Source organism: Streptomyces sp. NBC_01750 (assembly GCF_035918095.1).
GTDB lineage: Bacteria > Actinomycetota > Actinomycetes > Streptomycetales > Streptomycetaceae > Streptomyces.
This window is the reverse complement of sequence record NZ_CP109137.1, coordinates 3,982,790-4,002,425: the sequence shown is the minus strand read 5'-3', so window position 1 is coordinate 4,002,425 and position 19,636 is coordinate 3,982,790. Positions and strand designations below refer to the sequence as shown.

Sequence of the window (19,636 nt, the reverse complement as noted above, 5' to 3'; positions counted from 1 at the left end):
CCGGTCCGCGTCTCAACTGCCGGCGGGGCGTATTCCGGAGCCCGGTCGCGGGAAGGGGCGGGCAGGGGGCGGCCCACGGCTACCGAACCACGTAACTCCCCCCGCCCCGCCCGCCCTCGAAGAGTTCCGCCTGCCGCTCGGACGGCAGATTCCCGAGCGTGATCAGGTGCGGGGCGTGGGCGAGCGCCTGCGATCTGGCCGCCTCGCGAGCAGACCACACCGCCCGTACGGTCCCCTGCACCGCCTCGGTCGGGTGTGACGCGACCACCGCTGCGGCGCGCAGCGCGGTCGCCACCGCCTCGCCCGGCTCCGTCAGCTCCGAGACCAGCCCCGTTTCGTACGCCCGCCGTGCCGACATCCGCTCCGCCGTCCCCATCAGCGCCATCCGCGCCACGTCGCCGAACGGCATCCGCTGTGCCATGGAGATCGACTCGTACGCGCTGACCATGCCGTACGTCGTATGAGGATCGAAGAACGTCGCCTCCCGCGAGGCCACCAGGAACTCGCTCTCCCCGAGCAGATAGAACGCCCCGCCGCAGGCCATCCCCTCCACTGCCGAGATCACTGGTTTCCACAGGTCGTTCGCCTTCGGGCCGATCGCGATCAGCGGATCGTCGATCGTGTACGGGGACGAGGGCTGCGGCACCCGCACCGAGCGGTCGATGCCGGTGCAGAACGCCTTGGTGCCCGCTCCGGTCACCACCACCGCCCGCACGGAGTCGTCGAAGCGGAACTGACGCCAGACATCGGCCAGTTCACCGGCCATCGCCAGATCGATCGCATTGTGCCGCTCGGGCCGGTCCAGCGTGACGAGTGCGACACCCGTCTCCTTGTACGTGTCGATGCCAAGGCTCATGCCCGCTCCAGCAGCCAGCGCGGCACGGTGATCCCGTCCAGCTCGGTGAACGCCACCTTCACGGCGGCCCCGATGCGCAGCCGCGCCGGCACGACCGAGTTCAGCGGCGCGTCCGGCGCCGCGACCACATTGCCGACCAGGCGGATACGGGGTGCGTCCAGTAGCTCGACGACGACCGTGTTGTACGGCGCCTGGGCCGCGTACGCGGGCAGCAGCGGCGGATGGGGGAGTACGAACGACCAGATGCGGCCGCGCCCGCTCATCCTGCGCCACTCGCTGTCGAAGGACCGGCAGTGCGGGCAGCAGGGCCGTGGCGGGAAGCGCAGCTCGGCGCAGTCCGGTTCGGCGCAGGCCTGCACGCGGAGCTCGCCGCGGGCGGCGTACTCCCAGAAGGGCGCGCCGTCGTCGTCGACGACCGGCATCAGTAGTGAGTCCATCTCAACTCCTCAGCAGAACAGCCGAAGTGGGCACTCCCTCGCCCGCCGTGACCAGGCAGGTCGCGGCGTCCGGGACCTGCGCCGTGCTGGTGCCGCGCAGCTGTTTCACGCCCTCGGTGATGAGGTTGAAGCCGTGGACGTACGCCTCGCTCAGACCTCCGCCGCCGGTGTTCACCGGCAGCCGGCCGCCGATCTCCAGCGCGCCGCCTTCGGTGAAGGCCGCGCCTTCCCCCCGTCCGCAGAAGCCGTAGCCCTCCAGCGAGAGCGGGACGAGCGGGGTGAACGCGTCGTAGATCTGTGCCACATCGACATCCTGCGGACCGAAGTCGGCGGTCTTCCACAGCTGTCTGGCGGCCGTCCAGGCGGGTCCGGTGAGCGGGTCGTCGTTCCAGTAGTTGACCATCCCGTGGTGCTGCGCGGGCAGGCCCTGGGCGGCGGAGTGGATGTACACCGGCTTCTGTCTGCAGTCGCGGGCCCGTTCGGCCGAGACGATCACGCAGGCCAGCGCGCCGTCCGTCTCAAGGCAGTTGTCGAAGAGGCAGAGCGGCTCGCTGATCCAGCGGGCGGACATATACATCTCGCGGGTCAGCGGCCGCTCGTACATGACGGCGGCGGGGTTCTGGTTGGCGCGGTTGCGGCAGGCGAGGGCGACATTGAAGAGATGGTCGCGAGTGGCGCCGTACTCGTGCATATATCTCCGCGCCAGCATGCCGATCTCGTCGGCGGGCCGCAGCAGGCCGAAGGGGCGGGTCCACTGGGCGGGTGTGGGCAGCTGAACGGCCGTGTTCTTCCAGGGCCTCGGGCCACTTCCGCGCTTGCGGGAGCGCCAGGCGATGCCGACGCTCGCCTGACCGGTGGCGACAGCGCCCGCGAGATGGGCGACGGTGGCGCAGGAACCGCCGCCGCCGTAGCCGGCCTTGGAGAAGAAGGTCACGTCCCCGGCGCCGATGGCCTTGGCGATCTCGACCTCGTCCGTCTCCTCCATCGTGTACGAGGCGAAGCCGTCGACCTCGGACGGATCGATACCGGCGTCGTCGAGCGCGGCCAGGATGGCGCGGCAGGCCAGGGTCTTCTCGGATTCGGGAAGTTGCCTGGCGAAAGGCGTCTGTCCTGTGCCGGCTATCGCCGCCGCGTCCTTGAGCGTCGCCACGGGGCACCACCTCCGCGATCGTCCTCACTGCTGACAGCGCGTCAGGCTACAGCTAATCTGACGGTTAGTCAGCTAGCTGGTGCGGTGGGAGGGCTTGCGATGCGCGGCGACCTGGAGTGGGGCAGTATCCCGGGACTGGTACGGAGCGCTGCCGAACGGTACGGGGAGCGGGAGGCCGTCGTCGAGGGCCGCAGCAGGGTCTCGTACGCCGAACTGGGCGAGCGGGTCGAGCGTGCCGCCGCCGCCTGCATGGCGTCCGGCGTCGAGCCCGGCGACCGGGTCGCGGTCTGGGCACCCAACACCCTCGACTGGATCGTCTCGGCACTCGGCGCGGTGACAGCCGGCGCGGTACTGGTGCCGCTCAACACCCGCTTCAAGGGCGGCGAGGCGGCGTACGTCCTCCAGCGCTGCCGCGCCAGACTCCTCTTCGTCACGGGAACGTTCCTGGGTACCTCGTACGTCGCGTCCCTGCGTCGCGCGGAGGTGGACCTGCCGCATCTGGAGCAGGTGGTGGTGCTGGCGGACAGCGCACCGGCGGACTTCCGTGCCTGGAAGGACTTCCTGGCGGGCGGCGACGCCATCTCGTCCGCGGACGTCCGCGGACGTGCCGACGCGATCGACCCGTCCGCGCCCTCCGACATCATCTTCACTTCCGGGACGACGGGCCGGCCCAAGGGCGCCGTCATCACCCACGCTCAGACGCTTCGCTGCTACGACGTCTGGAGCGATCTCGCCGGGCTGCGCGAAGGCGACCGCTATCTGATCGTGAACCCGTTCTTCCACACCTTCGGCTACAAGGCGGGCATCATCGCCTGTCTGACGCGGGGTGCGACGATGGTCCCTCAGCCGGTCTTCAACGTGGACACGGTCCTGGCCAATATCGCCGCCGAACGCATCTCGGTACTGCCGGGACCGCCGACCCTCCACCAGTCCCTGCTCGACCACCCGGCCCGCGAGCAGCACGATCTCAGCGCGCTGCGGCTCGTCGTCACCGGCGCGGCGGTCGTGCCGCTGAAGCTGGTCGAGCGGCTGCGCAGCGAGCTGCGTATCGCCACGGTCCTCACGGCGTACGGCCTCTCCGAGGCGAGCGGCATCGTCACCATGTGCCGCCGAGGCGACGCCCCGGAGACGATCGCGTCCACCTCGGGCCGCGCGATCCCCGGCACGCAGGTCCGCGTGCTGGCGGGCCCGGGTGAACCGGGCGAGGTGCTGGTGCGCGGACACCATGTGATGCAGGGCTACTTCGAGGATCCCGAGGAGACGGCGAAGGCGATCACCGAGGACGGCTGGCTGCGTACGGGCGACGTCGGTGTGCTGGACGATGCGGGCAATCTCCGCATCACCGACCGGATCAAGGACATGTTCATCGTCGGCGGCTTCAACGCGTATCCGGCGGAGATCGAGCAACTGCTGGGCCTGCACCCGGATGTCGCGGATGTCGCGGTGATCGGCGTCCCCGACCCGCGGCTGGGCGAGGTGGGCAAGGCGTACGCGGTACGGCGCCGGGACTCGACGTTGACGGCGGACGACCTGATCGCCTGGTCGCGACGGGAGATGGCGAACTACAAGGTGCCGAGGCAGGTCGAGTTCGTGAGCGAGCTGCCGAGGAACGCGAGCGGGAAGGTCCTGAAGACGGAGTTGCGCTCGCGCGAGCGCGCCTGATCGTCGGGCGGCGAGCACTTCGGCGGCCCGGCACCTCGGCGGCGAGCACTTCGGCGGCCCGGCACCTCAGTGACCGGCACCGGACATGTCGCGGCCGCGGCGGCTCCCCCTCCGCGCCGCCGCGGCCGCACCCCGTCGAGTGGAGTTCGGGTCAGCCCTTGGGCGGGACGGGCGTGTGGTGGTCACTCATGGTGGTGATGCCGTCCGCGGGCGGGACGGGCGTGTGGTGGTCACTCATCGTGGTGACGCCGTCCTTCGGCGGGACCGGAGTGTGGTGGTCACTCATGGTGGTGACGCCGTCCTTCGGCGGGACGGGAGTGTGGTGGTCACTCTGCACGATGGCGGCGCCCTGCGGCGGGGCCGGCGTGTGGTGATCGCTCAGAGTGGTGATCTCTTCCGGCTTCTTCTCGGTGTTGCTCATGTTTCTGTCCCCCATGGGATTGCCCGACGATACCGAAGGTGGCCTTCTGCCCGGAGACTCCCCCGAGGGTCGCCGGACAGAAGGCCAGGGGGACCGCTCGCCCCCAAGCGGAGGTGTAGGTCCCGGGATCCGCCTGCCCCCCGACGCGACGGATCGAATGCACTGAGCATGTCGGACGAGCATAAACATTCAATGAACGCCCTGGCGGGGGGCCCTCATGCTGCGCTGAGAGGGGAAAGAAGCCCGCGTACTTCCTCCGCTTCCGCGGCACCCGACTGCTCGTGCAGGGACAATGCCTCGCGCCAGCAGGCACGCGCGCGGTCCGCCTGGCCCAGGCTTTCCAGCGCCCTGCCCAGCGTAATCAGCACGTTCGCGCGGGTCCGGTCGCCGCCGATGCAGCCGCTCGCGAGCGCCTGCTCGGCGTGCTGGGCGGCCTGTGCGGGCCGGCGGGCCGTGAGGTGGGCCTGCGCGATGCGGAAGTGCGTCGTCCCCTCCCACAGACGCTGCCGATTCGTCTCGAACCTCTCCAGAGCTTCGAGAAGCTGATCCAGCGCCTCGGTGTGGCGTCCCGCATGGGTCAGTGCGACCCCCAGGGCGTAGCGGGCATTGGCCAGCCGGAGGGTGTGCCCGATGCGGTCATAGATGTCGACGCCCTGCTCGGCGAGGGTGATGGCCTGCGAGGTCCGGCCCATCGACAGCTGGACCCGGGAGAGATTGCACAGGGCGCTGGCCTCGCCAGGGCGGTTGTCGTCGGCACGGGAACCCTCCGTCGCCCGGCGGAGGTGCTCCTCGGCCTCCGCGTGGCGCCCCTGGTTGAAGGCGATGATGCCGCGGTCGTTGTCCGACCAGTAGACCGGAGCCGGGTCCTCGGCGGACTTCGCGAGGACCGCCGCCCGCTTGGCCTCCTCGTCCGCTTCGTCGTAACGGCCCGCCACCATGTGCACGTTGGTCAGCGAGGTGCGCGCCCGCGCTTCGGTACGGACGTCGCCGGTGGCACGGGCCGCGTCGCGCGCCGAGAGGGCCACGCTCTCGTACAGCTTGGAGTTGGCGCCGGACTCCGCCAGATCCTGTGCGGCCCACAGCAGATCCACGGCGAGGCGCAGCCGCTTTCCGCTCGACGCCTGCCGTGCGCTCGCGAGCAGGCAGTTCGCCTCCGCGTACAGCCAGTCCTGCGCGTCGTGTCCGTCCGTGAAGACCAGGCCCTCGTACTCCGTACGCGCCAGGTGGTCCACCAGCCGGTCGCCCGGACGCTCTATCGCGAACACCCGCGCGGCCGTCGACAGATAGAAGTCCAGCAGCCGGGTCAGCGCCGACTCCCGTTCCGCGGGCGGCTCTTCATCGCGCTCGGCGCACGCACGCGCGTAGAGCCGTACGAGGTCGTGGTAGCGGTACCTGCCCGGCGCCGCCGACTCCAGCAGCGAGGTGTCGACAAGGGCCTCCAGCAGGTCTTCCGTCACTTGGGGCGGAAGATTCAGTACAGCCGCGGCCGCGGCGAGCGAGACGTCAGGGCCGTCGGCGAGGCCGAGGAGGCGGAAGGCGCGGGCCTGGGCCGGCTCCAGCTGGCCGTAGCCCAGTTCGAAGGTGGCCTTGACCGCGAGGTCGCCCGCCTGCAACTCGTCCAGGCGGCGGCGTTCGTCGGCGAGCTTCGCGGCCAGCACCGAGACTGTCCAGGTGCGGCGGGCCGCGAGGCGCGAGGCCGCGATACGGATCGCGAGCGGCAGGAACCCGCACGCCGCGACCACATCCAGCGCCGCCTCACGTTCGGAGGTGACCCGTTCCTCACCCACGATCTTGGTGAATAGCTGCAGGGCCTCCTCCGGCGACATCACATCCAGGTCGACGAGGTGCGCCCCGGCCAGGTCCACCATCCGGACCCGGCTGGTGACCAGCGCCGCGCAGCCCGGCGTGCCGGGCAGCAGCGGGCGGATCTGGGCGGCGTCCCGCGCGTTGTCGAGGAGGACCAGGACGCGCAGGCCGTCCAGCGTCGAGCGGTAGAGCGCGGCCCGCTCGTCCAGCGAGTCCGGAATGGCGGAGTCCGCCGTGCCCAGGGCACGCAGAAACGCGCCCAGGACCGTCTCCGGATCGGCGGAGCGGTTGCCCGCGCCCTGCAGGTCGACGTACAGCTGACCGTCCGGGAAGTGCGGCCGGGCCTCGTGGGCCACATGGACGGCGAGGGTCGTTTTGCCGACCCCGCCTATGCCGGCGAGCGCAGAGACCGCCATGACCGAGCCCTCGGCGGTGGCCAGCTGGTCGCCCAGTTCGCGTACGAAGGAGGCGCGGCCGGTGAAGTCCGGCACGGTGGCGGGTAGTTGGGCGGGCCTGGTGATCTGCGGAGCCGGGGCCGGCTCCTCGCTCGGCCGGGCCAGTTCCACGTCGGCCTGCAGAATGCGCTGCTGGAGCCTGGAGAGCTCCGGGCGCGGGTCGACGCCCAGTTCCTCGGCGAGCAGCCGGCGCGTGTCGGCGTACACGGCCAGTGCCTCGGCCTGCCGTCCACTGCGGTACAGCGCCAGCATCAGCAGTTCGCGCAGCCGCTCCCGCAGCGGGTGCGCCGCGGTGAGCGCGGTCAGCTCCGAGACCGCCTCCGCATGGGCGCCGACCTCCAGGCAGAGGTCGAGCCGGGTCTCGAGGAGCTGGAGCCGCCACTCCTCCAGGCGGGCCCGCTGGTTCTCGGCGTACGGCCCGGGCACATTGGCCAGCGGCTCGCCGTCCCACAGCCCCAGCGACTTGTTCACCAGTGCGCGCGCCTGGCCGCGGTCCCCGGCGGCGCGCGCCTTCTCCGCCTCCACCGCCAACTCCTGGGCCGTGGCGAGATCGAGGGCATCGCGCCTTACTCGTATCGCATAGCCGCCCGACTCGCTGACCAGCGCGTCCGCGGACAGCACCTTGCGCAGTCGCGAGGCGTATGTCCGTACCGCCGCGAGCGCCTGTGAAGGAGGGTCCTCGCCCCAGATCGCGTCGATCAGCTCGGAAGCGGTCGCGGTGCGGCCGTCGCGCAGCAACAGCGCGGCCAGCAGGGCGCGCTGCTGCGGCGAGCCGGACGGCAGAGCCTCCCCGCCGCGCCAGGCACGCACCGGGCCGAGCACGCTGAAGCGCAGGTCAATGACGCCGCTCTGCTTCGGAGTCCGCTGCTCCGGTACGCGTGGCCCGCTGTCACGGTCCATAGCTGCTCCCTGCCCCCGTACTGCCGGAATCGCCCTCGACAGTCTGCCCTGTGCATGGTGGCCCCGTCAGCAGCGGGGCGTCTCCACCTCGCCCCTGCCCGCGTCAGCTTCTGCGCTAACCCCTCTTGCCGATCTACGTCTGTGATCTGTGCCGGTGGCTCCCGTCAGGGGCGGTACACCTCACCGGGGTTGGCCTTGCCGGGCGCGAGCAGCTGGGGCACGGTGACGAAGGTGTAGCCGCGCTTCTTCAGCTCGTCGATGACTCCGGGCACGGCGGGCACCGTTCCGTCGTAGATGTCGTGCAGCAGGATGATGCCGTCGCGCCCCGCCTGGTCGAGTATCCGGCTCTTGATGAGTTCGGAGTCGGTGGTGGGGAAGTCCTTGGCGGTGGCGCTCCACAGGATCTGGGCGAGGCCGAGCTCCCGGCTGACCCTGGTGACGTCGTCGCTGATACGGCCCTGCGGCGGGCGCATCAGCGTGGGCCTGCGGCCGGTGATCTTCGCGATGGCCTCCTGCGTACGGGAGAGCTCTTCGCGTATTCCGTCGGCGCTCAGCTCGTCGAGCCGGCGGTGCGACCAGGTGTGATTGGCCACCTCATGGCCCTCGTCGGCCATGTCCGGGTGCTTGAGCACATGGTTCTTGCCCAGCAGGAAGAAGGTCGCGTGAACCTTCTTCTCCTTGAGGGTGTCCAGGAGTTGGGCCGTGTCCTTGCCGGGTCCGGCGTCGAAGGTCAGGGCTATGCACTTGGCCCTGCCGCAGTCGACGCCCGCGGCGGACGGCGGCTTGGCGTCGGATGCCGCGTGGCTCCTGGCGGCGGCCGGTGAGGTGGTCTCCATCGAACACCCGCCGAGTGTCAGCGCCAGGATGGCGACCGCGAGCGCGGCGGTGACCTTCGCTTTCGTCCTGTTTCCGGGCATGGCGAATATCCCCCTCGGTGGATGGCGGGCACGCGGAATACGTCGCTCTGCCGCTGGCCGGCCGCGTACGTCGTCGCACTATAAACAGCATGTATAGACGGGGTTTATAGTGAGCCAGGGGCCCGCGGCGGAGAGGCTTCCCGTGCCGCCCACTAGCTGACGAGTCGTCAGATCGGCGCTACCGTGGGCCTATGGAGACCTTCCCCAAGATCATCTCGGTGGACGACCACACGGTTGAGCCCCCCAACGTCTGGCGGGACCGGCTCCCGTCGAAGTACCAGGACATCGGCCCGCGCATCGTCCGGGCGCCGCTGAAGGAAATGACGTTCCTGGGTGGCAAGTTCGCCCCGGTGATGGGCGCGAAGGGCGATGACGGGCCGATCGGCGACTGGTGGGTCTACGAGGATCTGCACCGGCCGCTGACCCGCCTCGACACGGCGGTCGGATACGCCCGCGACGAGATCAGGCTCGAGGTCATCACGTACGAGCAGATGCGGCCGGGCTCCTTCGGGGTGCCGGAGCGCCTGGCCGACATGGACGTCAATCACGTCCAGTCGGCGCTCTGCTTCCCGACCTTCCCGCGCTTCTGCGGCCAGACCTTCACCGAGGCGAAGGACCGCGAACTGGGGCTGCTCGGCGTGCGCGCGTACAACGACTGGATGGTGGAGGAGTGGTGCGGCCCCGAGGCGCGCGGCCGCCTCATACCGCTGAGCCTGATCCCGCTGTGGGACGCGGAGTTGGCGGCAAAGGAGGTTCGGCGCAATGCGGCACGGGGCGTGCGGGCGGTGGCCTTCTCGGAGATTCCTCCGCACCTCGGGCTGCCGTCGGTGCACACGGACGAGTGGGATCCGTTCCTGCGGGCGTGCGACGAGACGGGGACGGTGATCGCGATGCATATCGGTTCGTCGTCGAGGATGCCGTCGACGTCCGCCGACGCGCCGCCCGCCGTCGGCTCGACGATCACCTTCGCCAACTGCTGTTTCTCGATGGTCGACTGGCTGATGAGCGGCAAGTTCGAGCGCTTCCCGGGTCTGAGGATCATGTACGCGGAGGGCCAGATCGGCTGGATCCCGTACATCCTGGAGCGCGCGAATGTGGTCTGGGAGGAGAACCGCGGCTGGGGCGGGGTGGCGGACAAGGTGCTGCGGCCGCCGTCGGAGCTGTTCGCGGAGCATGTGTACGGGTGCTTCTTCGACGACGCGTTCGGGCTGAAGAACCTGGACGCGATCGGAGTGGGGAACGTGCTGTACGAGACGGACTATCCGCACTCGGACTCGACATGGCCGAAGTCGAAGGAGGTCGGGGAGAGCCAGATGGGCCACTTGGCGCCGGATGTGGTGGACCGGATAGTGCGCGGCAACGCGATTGAGCTGCTGGGCCTCACCCCGGACGGGCTGTGGCCCGGCGCGTAACGCCTCCGGCGGGGGTGCGGGGTCTTGCTGCCCGGGCCCGGGGTGCGGGGTCTTGCCCGATGCGGGCTCCGGCGCCCCTCCGGGCACGACTCCTCGGGGTCGTCGGCGTAGGGGGTCCTGCCGCGTGACCCCGAATCCACCTCCGGTCCTCTCGGCTCGTCCATGGAAACCACCCCCGGGCAGTAACCACCAAAGCCCCCGGCCCGGCTTGACCACATGACCGGGTGAGACTCGGCTCGTCCATGGAAACCACCCCCGGGCAGTAACCACCAAAGCCCCCGGCCCAGCCTGACCACATGACCGGACGACTGGCACCATCGGAGGATGACGCTCACCCCCGCCCAAGCCGACAAGATCCTCGCCGACAACTTCGCCCCCTGGGTGCTCGACCTCGGGCTCTCCGTCGTCGAGGCCGGTGAACGGCATGCCATCCTCCGCCTCCCCTGGAGCGATCGCCTCGCCCGTGAAGGCGGTGCCCTGTCCGGGCAGGCGCTCATGGCGGCGGCCGACACCGCCACCGTCATTGCCGTCGCCTCCGCCCTCGGCGGCTTCGCGCCGATGACGACGGTCCAGCAGTCCAGTACCTTCCAGCGCGCGATCACCGGCGCGGACGTCCTGATCGACGTCAGGATCACCAAGCTGGGCCGGCGTATGGCGTTCGCGGACATCACCATGACCGCCGATGGCTCGCGGGACGTCGCCGCGCGGGCCTCCACCGTGTACGCCCTGCTCGGCTGAGGCGAAGCACCGCGGCCCCGGCACCGTCCCCGGCACCCGCACCACCGCACCCCTTGTCTGATGAACCGTCAGGTACGACGATGACCCCGTCCGGCCAGTTGACGTAGCGTCAGATCAGGCGAGGAGGCGGCGCGGTGCACGTACTGCCCCAGGGGCGGCTGTCGTACGGGATGCAGCTCCCGATCCAGTCGCAGAGCACCATCTACGCGGAGCCGTGGGAGGCCGGCGCGGGAGCCGAGGATCTTGCCGAGATCGCCAGGGTCGCCGACCGGGCCGGGTTCGCGTATCTCGCGAGCTGCGACCATGTCGCGATCCCGCGCCGGCTCGCCGGTGCCATGTCCACCGTCTGGTACGACCCCGTCGCCACGCTCTCCTACCTCGCGGGGATCACCGAGCGCGTGCTGCTGCTCAGCCATGTGGCCGTCGTCGGGCTGCGGCATCCGCTCCTGAGTGCCAAGCAGTACGCGACCCTGGACCACCTCTCCGGCGGACGGCTGATCCTCGGGGTCGGGGCCGGGCATGTGCAGGAGGAGTTCGAGGCGCTCGGCGTGGACTTCGCCGCGCGCGGGCCCGTACTCGACGAGACCATCGACGCGCTCAGGGCGGCGCTCGGCCCGGAGGAGTACCCCGAGTTCGCCGGCGAGCGGTTCTCCTTCAGCGGGCTCGGGCAGCGGCCCCGGCCCGTTCAGCGGCGGATGCCCATCTGGGTGGGCGGGTCCTCGCCCGCCGCCGTGCGCCGGGCCGCCGTACGGGGTGACGGCTGGCTGCCCCAGGGCGACCCGCGCGGCAAACTCCCCGCCCAGATCGCCAGGTTGAAGATGCTGCGCGAGGAAGCAGGCGTCGCCGATCCCATCGAGATCGGCGCCATCACCGAGCCGCTGTACGTGGGCGAGCCGGACTGGGACACCGGCCGGCGGACCCTGACCGGAAAGCCCGACGCCCTCGCCGAGTCGCTGCGCGCCTACGCCGCGATGGGCGTGCACCAGATCCAGGTCCGGTTCCGCAGCCGGAGCCGCACCGAACTCACCGATCAGATAGCGGCCTTCGCCGCCGACGTTGCTCCGCACCTGAACTGAGGAGAGTGGGATGGGAAAGCTCGACGGACGCGTCGTCCTCATCACGGGCGCGGCGCGCGGGCAGGGCGAGCAGGAGGCGCGGCTCTTCGCGGCGGAGGGCGCGAAGGTGGTGCTCGCCGATGTGCTGGACGACCAGGGCGAGGCCGTCGCCAAGGAGCTGGGTGAGGACACAGCCGCATACGTCCATCTGGATGTGAGCCGGGAGGCCGACTGGATCGCCGCAGTCGCCGCGGCGAAGAACGCGTTCGGGAAGATCGACGGGCTGGTCAACAACGCGGGCATCCTGCGCTTCAACGAGTTGGTGTCCACGCCGCTGGAGGAGTTCCAGCAGATCATCCAGGTCAATCAGATCGGCTGCTTCCTGGGTATACGCAACGTCGCGCCCGAGATCGAGGCGGCCGGCGGCGGGACGATCGTCAACACCGCCTCGTACACGGCTCTGACGGGCATGGCGGGCGTGGGCGCGTACGCCGCGACCAAGCACGCGATCCTCGGCCTGACCCGGGTCGCCGCGCTGGAGCTGGCCGCCAGGAAGATCCGCGTCAACGCGGTCTGCCCGGGTGCGGTGGACACACCGATGAGCAACCCGGGCGGCGTGGACCCGGCGGCGGTGGGCGAGCTGTACCGGAAGCTCGTACCGCTCGGCCGGGTCGGGGAGCCGGAGGAGGTGGCGAAGCTGGTGCTCTTCCTGAGCAGTGAGGACTCCTCGTACATCACCGGGCAGCCGTTCGTCATCGACGGCGGCTGGCTCGCCGGCGTGAGCCTCTTCTGACCGGACGTCGGCTATTGACGCCTCGCGAGCGCGGTGGAACAGTCGACCACATCGAGATCTGACGGTGCGTCAGAAAGTAAAAGGGACGGTGAACCCCTTTGGAATTCGGGCTCTTTGTACAGGGATACGTCGGCAAGCGTGCCGAGACCGACCCGCTCGCGGAGCACAAGGCGCTGATGGAGGAGACCGAGTACGTCATCCAGGCGGACACGTCCGGCTTCAAGTACGCCTGGGCCTCCGAGCACCACTTCCTGGAGGAGTACTCGCATCTGTCGGCGAACGACGTGTACCTCGGGTACCTCGCACACGCGACGGACCGGATCCATCTGGGCTCGGGCATCTTCAACCCGCTGGCGCCCGTGAACCATCCTGTGAAGGTCGCGGAGAAGGTCGCCATGCTCGACCATCTCTCCGAAGGGCGCTTCGAGTTCGGGTCGGGACGCGGCGCCGGCAGCCACGAGATCCTCGGCTTCATGCCAGGCATCACCGATATGAACCACACCAAGGAACTCTGGGAAGAGACCATCGCCGAGTTCCCCAAAATGTGGCTCCAGGAGGAGTACGCCGGCTTCCAGGGCAAGCACTGGTCGCTGCCGCCGCGGAAGATTCTGCCGAAGCCGTACGGGAAGTCCCACCCGGCGATGTGGTACGCGGCCGGCTCCCCGTCCTCGTACGCCATGGCGGGCAAGAAGGGCCTCGGCGTTCTGGGTTTCAGCGTGCAGAAAGTCTCCGACATGGAGTGGGTCGTCGAGTCCTACAAGACGGCCGTCAAGGAGGCGAAGGCGATCGGCGACTTCGTCAACGACAACGTGATGGTGACGTCGACGGCGATCTGCGCCCCGACGCACGACAAGGCCGTCGAGATAGCCGTCGGCGGCGGACTGAACTATCTGCAGTCCCTGCTCTTCCGCTACCACGACACCTTCCCGAGGCCCGAGGGCATCCCCGAGTGGCCGGAGCTGCTGCCCGAGTACACCGCGGAGATCATCGAACTGCTCATCGCGGAGGAGCTGATGATCTGCGGTGACCCGGGTGAGGTGCTGCAGCAGTGCAAGCGCTGGGAGCAGGCGGGCGCGGACCAGCTCTCCTTCGGGCTCCCGATCGGGATCTCGTACGAGGACACCATCAACACGATCAAGCTCATCGGCGAGCATGTGATCCCGCAGATCGACACGGACCCGGTGCACCGGACGACCCGCTTCCGCCAGGCGGCCGGCTGACGGTACGCCTGCGGCGGGCCTGTTCCCAATCGCCGGCGGGGCTGCATTGCAGCCCGTCCGGCGATTGAGGACACGCCCGAAGGGCGTACCGGGGGGTCCGGGGGCGGAGCCCCCGGTTACGGGAAGGGGCGGGTAGGGGAAAACCCCCCGCCCCCGCAGAACGGCGGCGGCCTCCCGGACCGCCGTCCCCGGGTTCCGGCCGGGTGCCCGTCGGCAGCGGCCTGCCGCACGCGCCCCGGCCGGAGCCATGAAACGACCGACAACGACCAACCCCGCGCTGGAGGGACCCGTCATGCTCGACCACCTCATTCGCTCGGCGACCGTCGTGGACGGGACCGGCGCGCCCGCGTACCTCGCCGACGTCGGGATACGGGACGGGCGCATCGCCCTCATCGCCGAACCCGGGACCGTCGCCGAGGAGGCCAGGACGAGCGAGGACGCGTCGGGGCTCGTCCTCACCCCCGGCTTCGTCGACCCGCACACGCACTACGACGCGCAGCTCTTCTGGGACCCGTTCGCCACCCCCTCCATGAACCACGGAGTGACGACCGTCGCCGGCGGCAACTGCGGCTTCACCCTCGCCCCGCTCAACCCCGACCGTCCCGAGGACGCCGACTACACCCGCCGCATGATGTCCAAGGTGGAGGGCATGTCGCTGGTCGCGTTGGAGGAGGGCGCGCCGTGGAGCTGGCACACCTTCGGCGAGTATCTGGACGCCCTGGAAGGCCGGATCGCCGTCAACGCGGGCTTCATGGTGGGCCATTGCGCGCTGCGCCGGCATGTCATGGGCCCCGACGCGGTTGGCGGGCAACCCACGCCCGAGCAGCTCGACGACATGCTCAGGCTCTTCCACGACGCGATGGACGCGGGGGCGTGGGGGCTCTCCACCACCCAGTCATCCACCCACTCCGACGGTGATGGAGAGCCGGTCGCATCCCGCCACGCGAAGCCCGAAGAGCTCCTCGCCCTCTCGCGGGCCGTCGCCGAACACGAAGGCACCCAGCTCGAAGCGATTGTCGCGGGCTGCCTGGACCAGTTCGCCGACGAGGAGATCGACCTGTTCGTCGAGATGAGCGCCGCGGCCGGACGGCCCCTCAACTGGAATGTGCTGACCATCGACGCGTCCGTGCCCGAGCGCGTGCCGCGCCAGCTCGAGGCGAGTGAGCGGGCGAGGAAGTCCGGTGGCCGCATCGTCGCGCTGACCATGCCGATCCTCACGCCGATGAACATGTCGCTGGGCACCTTCTGCGCACTGAACCTCATCCCCGGCTGGGGCGAGATTCTCTCCCTCCCCGTCCCCGAGCGGATCGCCACACTCCGCGAGGCGGACGTACGCGCCGAAATGCTGCGCCACGCCGACTCCAAGGAGGCCGGAGTCTTCCGCCGGCTCGCGAACTTCGGCCGCTACGTCATAGGCGACACATACTCCAAGCAGAACGAGGGCCTGAGTGGGCGCGTCGTGAAGGACATCGCCGCCGAGCGCGGCCAGGACGCCTTCCACTGTCTCGTCGAGATCTGCGCCAACGACCGGTTGCGTACGGTTCTTTGGCCGATGCCCACCGACAACGACCCCGACTCCTGGGAGCTGCGCCGGCAGACCTGGGAGCACGAGGACGTCCTGCTCGGCGGCTCCGACGCGGGCGCGCACCTGGACCGGATGTGCGGAGCGCCGTACACGACCCGCTTCCTCGGCGACTGTCTGCGCGGCCGGAAACTCGTCGGCCTCGAGGAGGCCGTGAAGATGCTGACCGACGACCCGGCACAACTCTTCGGTCTGCGCGAACGCGGCCGTGTCCAGGAGGGCTGGCACGCCGACCTCGTCCTCTTCGACCCGGAACGGATCGAGGCGGGCCCGGCCACGCTCGTACACGACCTGCCCGGCGACAGCCCGCGCCTGGACGCGAAAGCCATCGGCATCGTGTCGGTGCGCGTCAACGGCGTCGAGACGATACGGGACGACGAGGTGACGGGCGCGGTACCGGGCACGGTGCTCAGGTCCGGCCGTGACACGAGGACCGTGAGTACGCTGCATCTTCCCCAGGGACAACCCCCGGACCCCCGGCCGGAAAGCAGGCCGTACGGGACAGCCGATGCGGCAGGGCAGGGCGAACTCCGGTGACGGCGGGGCGGGGTGGGCCCGAGCCGGTGCGGCAACAGGTGCGGCAGAAGCTGTTCATCGGCGGGGAGTGGGTCGAGCCGGACGGCGGCCACTACGAGGTCGTCAACCCGGCCACCGAGGAGACCGTCGGGCTCGCGCCCGAGGCGAGCCGGGAGCAGGTGTACGCGGCGGCCGCCGCCGCCCGCGAGGCCTTCACCGCCTGGTCGCGTACGAAACCGCAGGAGCGCGCCCGGATCCTGGACGCCGCCGCCAATGTCATTCAGCGCGAGGCCGAGCCGTACGCCCGCCTCGCCCAGGCCGAGAGCGGCGCGACGACCGCGACGGCGCGCGGCATGCAGGTCGCCGTCGGCGCGGCCCGCTTCCGGCGGTACGCGAAGGGGGCGCTGGAGCCCGTGGAGGAGGGGTTGCCCCCGCAGATCAACGCAGCGGGACCGATGGGGAAGGCGGGTGTCTTCGGGGCGCTCGCGGTACGCCGCCCGGTCGGCGTCGTCACCTGCATCACCTCGTACAACAACCCCTGGGCCAACCCGGCCGGCAAGGTCGCTCCCGCGCTCGCCATGGGCAACACGGTAGTCGTGAAGCCCGCCCCGCAGGACCCCCTGTCCGTCTACAGGATGGCCGAGGCCCTGGCGGAGGCGGGCGCGCCGCCCGGTGTCGTGAACGTGGTGACCGGCTCCGCACCCGCCGTCGGCGAGGCCGCCGTCGACTCCCCGGACGTCGACATGGTCAGCTTCACCGGCTCGACGGCGGTCGGACAGCGCATCGCGGAAGTCTGCGGCCGCGGGATGAAGCGGCAGCTCATGGAGCTGGGCGGCAAGGGCGCGGCGCTTGTCTTCGACGACGCGGACGTGGACTTGGCGGTGATGGGCATCGGCACGACGTTCTCCTTCTACAGCGGCCAGATCTGTACGGCGCCGACGCGGGTGATCGCGCAGCGCGGGATCCACGACCTCCTGGTCGAGAAGCTGACCGGCTGTCTGACCCGTATGAAGGTCGGCGACCCGGTGGCACAGGGCACGGTGGTCGGCCCGGTGATCTCGGCGGCCCACCGTGACCGGGTCGAGTCGTACGTCGAACTGGGCAGGAAGGAAGGTGCTCGGCTGGTTGCGGGCGGCGAGCGACCTGCGTACGACAAGGGCTTCTATGTGGCACCGACGCTGTTCGCGGACTGTACGAACGACATGAGGGTGGTGCGGGAGGAGATCTTCGGCCCGGTGGTGGTCGTGGTCCCCTTCGACGACGAGGACGAGGGCATCGCGCTGGCGAACGACAGCGACTACGGCCTGATCGACTATGTCTGGTCGGGGGATGTGGCGCGGGCGTTCCGGGTGGCGGGAGAGCTGCGGGCGGGCGGGGTCGGGGTGAACACCATCGGCCGGAACATGGAGGCGCCGTTCGGAGGGTTCAAGAAGAGCGGGGTCGGGCGGGATGTGGGCTCGTACGCGCTGCAGGCGTACAGCGAGGTGCAGGCGGTGGTGTGGCCCGGCTGAGGCTCGACGCCGGCCCGGCGCGCCGCGACACGCCTCGTGATTAGACCCCGTTGGCAGTCCGGGGCCTGGGTGCCGGTGACCGGCACCCAGGCCCGGGGTTGATCTCCTCGCCGCTTCAGGAAACGCTGTCACCTTCCGAACTGGGGGGCAGCAGCGTTGGTTGAGGATCCGGATACCGATCAGGCGTGCCTCGCCTGTGGGCTCACGGCCGGTACTGAGCTCTTGCCGGGTGGCCCGATCCTGCGGACCGGCACATGGGTCGTGGAGCACTGCGTGGGGCCGCTGGGCCTGGGGACGCTGGTGGTCAAGCCGATCAGGCACGTGATCCACGTGGCCGATCTGACAGCCGAGGAATCCGCCGAACTCGGCCCGCTGCTACGGAGGGTCAGTTCCGCGGTGACGGAGACGATGGAGCCGGAGCAGGTCTACGTCTGCCTCTGGTCCCATGCCGGCGCAGTGCCGGGGCACATTCACTTCGTGGTGCAACCCGCGCTCAAGGATGATCTCGCCCGGTACGGCGCTTACGGGCCCGCGCTGCAGATGGCCATGTTCGAGGCGGGGCAGCTGCCGGACGAGGCGGCCGTGGCCGATGTGTGTGCTCGCCTGCGGACGGTTCTCGCTGCGGGCTGAGGCTTCTCCGGCGGAGTGGCGGAGCGGGCAAGCGGGCGCCCAATGGCGGTTGTCCGCGGCGGGCGCCCACGGCAGCCGACCGCCTCACCCCGTGCGCCCCGCCGCCACCCGCCTCACCCCGTGCGCCCCGCCGCCACCCGCCTCTCCAGCCGCCCCAGCACCCGGCGCCCCGCGCGCCCCACCCCCACCGGGATCAGCGCCGCGCGTCCCGGGATGCGGATGCCGCCCGTGAAAGCCACCCGGGTGCGGCCCTCGCCGCACGGGATCGCCGCCACTCCCATCAGGATGAAGCGGCTCTGGAGCCAGACCCAGCCCGGCCGCAGTACGCCGTCGAAGCGGGCCCGCATGCCGAAGCGGCTCCGCGCAACCGCCTCCACGCGGTCGCCGTCGATACGGGTCACCCGCAGGTGGCGCATGTCCGGGACCAGGCGGGCGAGTTCGCCGTCCAGGTCGGCGAGGAGCGGCCAGACCTCGGCGTAGTCCGCCTCGATCTCGAGCTCGGTGATCGTGGCGCCGGGGACGCCGGCGGCCAGTGCGTACAGCCGCCGCACCGGGTCGAGGCCCGCGGCGGGCGGCCAGTTGACGGTTGTCACGATGACCACGCCTTCCTGAAGGAGTCCCGGGCCCGGTGCAGCCGTGATTTGACGGTGCCGACGCGGAGGCCGAGCAGTTCGGCCGCGGACTGTTCGTCGAGGCCCTCGATGTCCCGCAGGACGAGGACCGCCCGGTGTTCGGGCGAGAGCCGGGTCAGTACGTCCCCGATGTCCGCGGCGAGTTGAGGATCGCCCCGCTGGGGGAGGGTGGTGAGATCGGCCGGTACTGAACGGGCGGACCTGCGGGCGACCCGGACCGCCTCCCGGCAGGCGATCGCCCGCACCCATCCGTAGAGCGCCGCCGGTTCCTTCAGGGAACGCAGCCCTCGGAAGACGGCGACCAGCGTCTCCTGGACGGCGTCCGGGCCGTCGGCGAGCGCGATCGGGGTGCAGATGCGGCCCGCGTACGGGGTGAGGACGTCGAGGAGGTCGTTCATCGCGATGGTGTCGCCGCGTTGCGCGGCGCGCACCAGTCGCTGGACGTCGTCACTCACTCCGCTCCCTCGCCACCCGCAGTGCCGCGGCCGCCAGAGCCAGGCACAGCGGAGTGTAGAGCGCCAGGTTCAGCCAGTAGAAGGTGGATCCGGCGCCGTCGTCGAGGCCCGCCCGTACCCCGAAGGCCCAGGCCAGACCGACCAGCCCACGCAGTGCCGTACCGCAGGCAACGGCAACGGTGGCCGCCTGGAGCAGTCGCCCCCGGCGCCGGGCGCGCGCGGTCACCAGGCCCGCCGCAGTGAACAGCAGCGCGGCGAGCGGCAGGAGCACGGGCGGGGTGAACGGCACATCGGCGCCGAGCACCGCGTACGACAGGGCCTTCGGGTCGTCGGCCGGCCAGTGGCTGCCGGTCGCCCAGAACACGTGCAGCAGCCCGTCGGCGGTCAGTACGCCCGCCACAGCCCGGGCGGCGGCACGCCGGTTCGTTTCCATGAGGACCTCCTCGGTGAGCGGATACGTCACCCCACAGAGGAGCCGAACCGGCGAT

General features: G+C 70.4%; 17 protein-coding genes and 1 pseudogene. 9 read left to right on the top strand and 9 right to left on the bottom strand.

The genetic code is table 11. The features are described 5' to 3' along the window. Positions 1–79 precede the first annotated feature (79 nt). The 3 genes from OG966_RS17835 to OG966_RS17825 are packed head-to-tail and all read right to left on the bottom strand — an operon-like array spanning position 80 to position 2,443. Positions 80–856, bottom strand: a complete 777-nt coding sequence (locus OG966_RS17835) for an enoyl-CoA hydratase/isomerase family protein (RefSeq protein ID WP_326650667.1) — start codon at positions 854–856, stop codon at positions 80–82. After that, entirely contained in the window at positions 853–1,293 is a 441-nt protein-coding gene (locus OG966_RS17830; RefSeq protein ID WP_326650666.1) for a Zn-ribbon domain-containing OB-fold protein, read from the bottom strand. The genes OG966_RS17835 and OG966_RS17830 overlap by 4 nt, the downstream gene beginning before the upstream one ends. 1 nt (position 1,294) lies before the next feature. Then, on the bottom strand, positions 1,295–2,443 hold the full coding sequence (locus OG966_RS17825; protein WP_326650665.1) for a lipid-transfer protein: 1,149 nt from the start codon (positions 2,441–2,443) through the stop codon (positions 1,295–1,297). A gap of 99 nt (positions 2,444–2,542) precedes the next feature. Here OG966_RS17825 and OG966_RS17820 point away from each other — a divergent pair, with 99 nt between their 5' ends. After that, on the top strand, positions 2,543–4,105 hold the full coding sequence (locus OG966_RS17820; protein WP_326650663.1) for a FadD3 family acyl-CoA ligase: 1,563 nt from the start codon (positions 2,543–2,545) through the stop codon (positions 4,103–4,105). Between the two features lie 151 nt (positions 4,106–4,256). Here the strand turns inward: OG966_RS17820 and OG966_RS17815 are convergent, their stop codons facing one another. The 3 genes from OG966_RS17815 to OG966_RS17805 form a co-directional block, all read right to left on the bottom strand. Then, positions 4,257–4,526, bottom strand: coding sequence for a hypothetical protein (locus OG966_RS17815; protein ID WP_326650662.1), 270 nt, complete (start codon positions 4,524–4,526; stop codon positions 4,257–4,259). A 215-nt stretch (positions 4,527–4,741) separates the two neighbouring features. Beyond that, positions 4,742–7,687: an AfsR/SARP family transcriptional regulator gene (locus OG966_RS17810; RefSeq protein ID WP_326650661.1), complete on the bottom strand. Its 2,946-nt coding sequence runs from the start codon at positions 7,685–7,687 to the stop codon at positions 4,742–4,744. Between the two features lie 164 nt (positions 7,688–7,851). Further along, the gene (locus tag OG966_RS17805; RefSeq protein ID WP_326650660.1) at positions 7,852–8,604 is read right to left on the bottom strand and encodes a polysaccharide deacetylase family protein; all 753 of its coding nucleotides are present in this window, start codon (positions 8,602–8,604) and stop codon (positions 7,852–7,854) included. Between the two features lie 191 nt (positions 8,605–8,795). Between OG966_RS17805 and OG966_RS17800 the strand changes: the two genes are divergently transcribed. The 8 genes and pseudogenes from OG966_RS17800 (at position 8,796) to OG966_RS17765 (ending at position 18,061) form a co-directional block, all read left to right on the top strand. Further along, a complete protein-coding gene (locus tag OG966_RS17800) occupies positions 8,796–10,016 on the top strand; it encodes an amidohydrolase family protein (protein WP_326650659.1) in 1,221 nt (406 codons plus the stop codon). 324 nt (positions 10,017–10,340) lie between these two features. Beyond that, a complete protein-coding gene (locus OG966_RS17795; RefSeq protein WP_326650658.1) occupies positions 10,341–10,754 on the top strand; it encodes a PaaI family thioesterase in 414 nt (137 codons plus the stop codon). A 170-nt stretch (positions 10,755–10,924) separates the two neighbouring features. Then, entirely contained in the window at positions 10,925–11,830 is a 906-nt protein-coding gene (locus tag OG966_RS17790; protein ID WP_326655265.1) for an LLM class F420-dependent oxidoreductase, read from the top strand. A gap of 10 nt (positions 11,831–11,840) precedes the next feature. Then, complete coding sequence (locus OG966_RS17785; RefSeq protein ID WP_326650657.1) at positions 11,841–12,602, top strand: SDR family NAD(P)-dependent oxidoreductase; 762 nt, start codon at positions 11,841–11,843, stop codon at positions 12,600–12,602. A 98-nt stretch (positions 12,603–12,700) separates the two neighbouring features. Next, the gene (locus OG966_RS17780) at positions 12,701–13,822 is read left to right on the top strand and encodes an LLM class flavin-dependent oxidoreductase (RefSeq protein WP_326650656.1); all 1,122 of its coding nucleotides are present in this window, start codon (positions 12,701–12,703) and stop codon (positions 13,820–13,822) included. A 292-nt stretch (positions 13,823–14,114) separates the two neighbouring features. Beyond that, positions 14,115–15,848, top strand: a pseudogene (locus tag OG966_RS17775) (N-acyl-D-amino-acid deacylase family protein); the annotation flags it as partial. 119 nt (positions 15,849–15,967) lie between these two features. Further along, the gene (locus OG966_RS17770) at positions 15,968–17,431 is read left to right on the top strand and encodes an aldehyde dehydrogenase family protein (RefSeq protein ID WP_326650655.1); all 1,464 of its coding nucleotides are present in this window, start codon (positions 15,968–15,970) and stop codon (positions 17,429–17,431) included. Positions 17,432–17,704: 273 nt separating this feature from the next. Next, the gene (locus OG966_RS17765; protein ID WP_326650654.1) at positions 17,705–18,061 is read left to right on the top strand and encodes an HIT family protein; all 357 of its coding nucleotides are present in this window, start codon (positions 17,705–17,707) and stop codon (positions 18,059–18,061) included. Positions 18,062–18,174: 113 nt separating this feature from the next. Here the strand turns inward: OG966_RS17765 and OG966_RS17760 are convergent, their stop codons facing one another. From OG966_RS17760 to OG966_RS17750, 3 genes are read right to left on the bottom strand one after another with little or no spacing between them, the layout of a single operon-like run. Beyond that, positions 18,175–18,654, bottom strand: coding sequence for a hypothetical protein (locus OG966_RS17760; RefSeq protein ID WP_326650653.1), 480 nt, complete (start codon positions 18,652–18,654; stop codon positions 18,175–18,177). After that, the gene (locus tag OG966_RS17755; RefSeq protein ID WP_326655264.1) at positions 18,651–19,091 is read right to left on the bottom strand and encodes an RNA polymerase sigma factor; all 441 of its coding nucleotides are present in this window, start codon (positions 19,089–19,091) and stop codon (positions 18,651–18,653) included. The genes OG966_RS17760 and OG966_RS17755 overlap by 4 nt, the downstream gene beginning before the upstream one ends. Before the next feature lie 49 nt (positions 19,092–19,140). Further along, positions 19,141–19,581, bottom strand: coding sequence for a DUF3995 domain-containing protein (locus OG966_RS17750; RefSeq protein ID WP_326650652.1), 441 nt, complete (start codon positions 19,579–19,581; stop codon positions 19,141–19,143). Positions 19,582–19,636 lie beyond the last annotated feature (55 nt).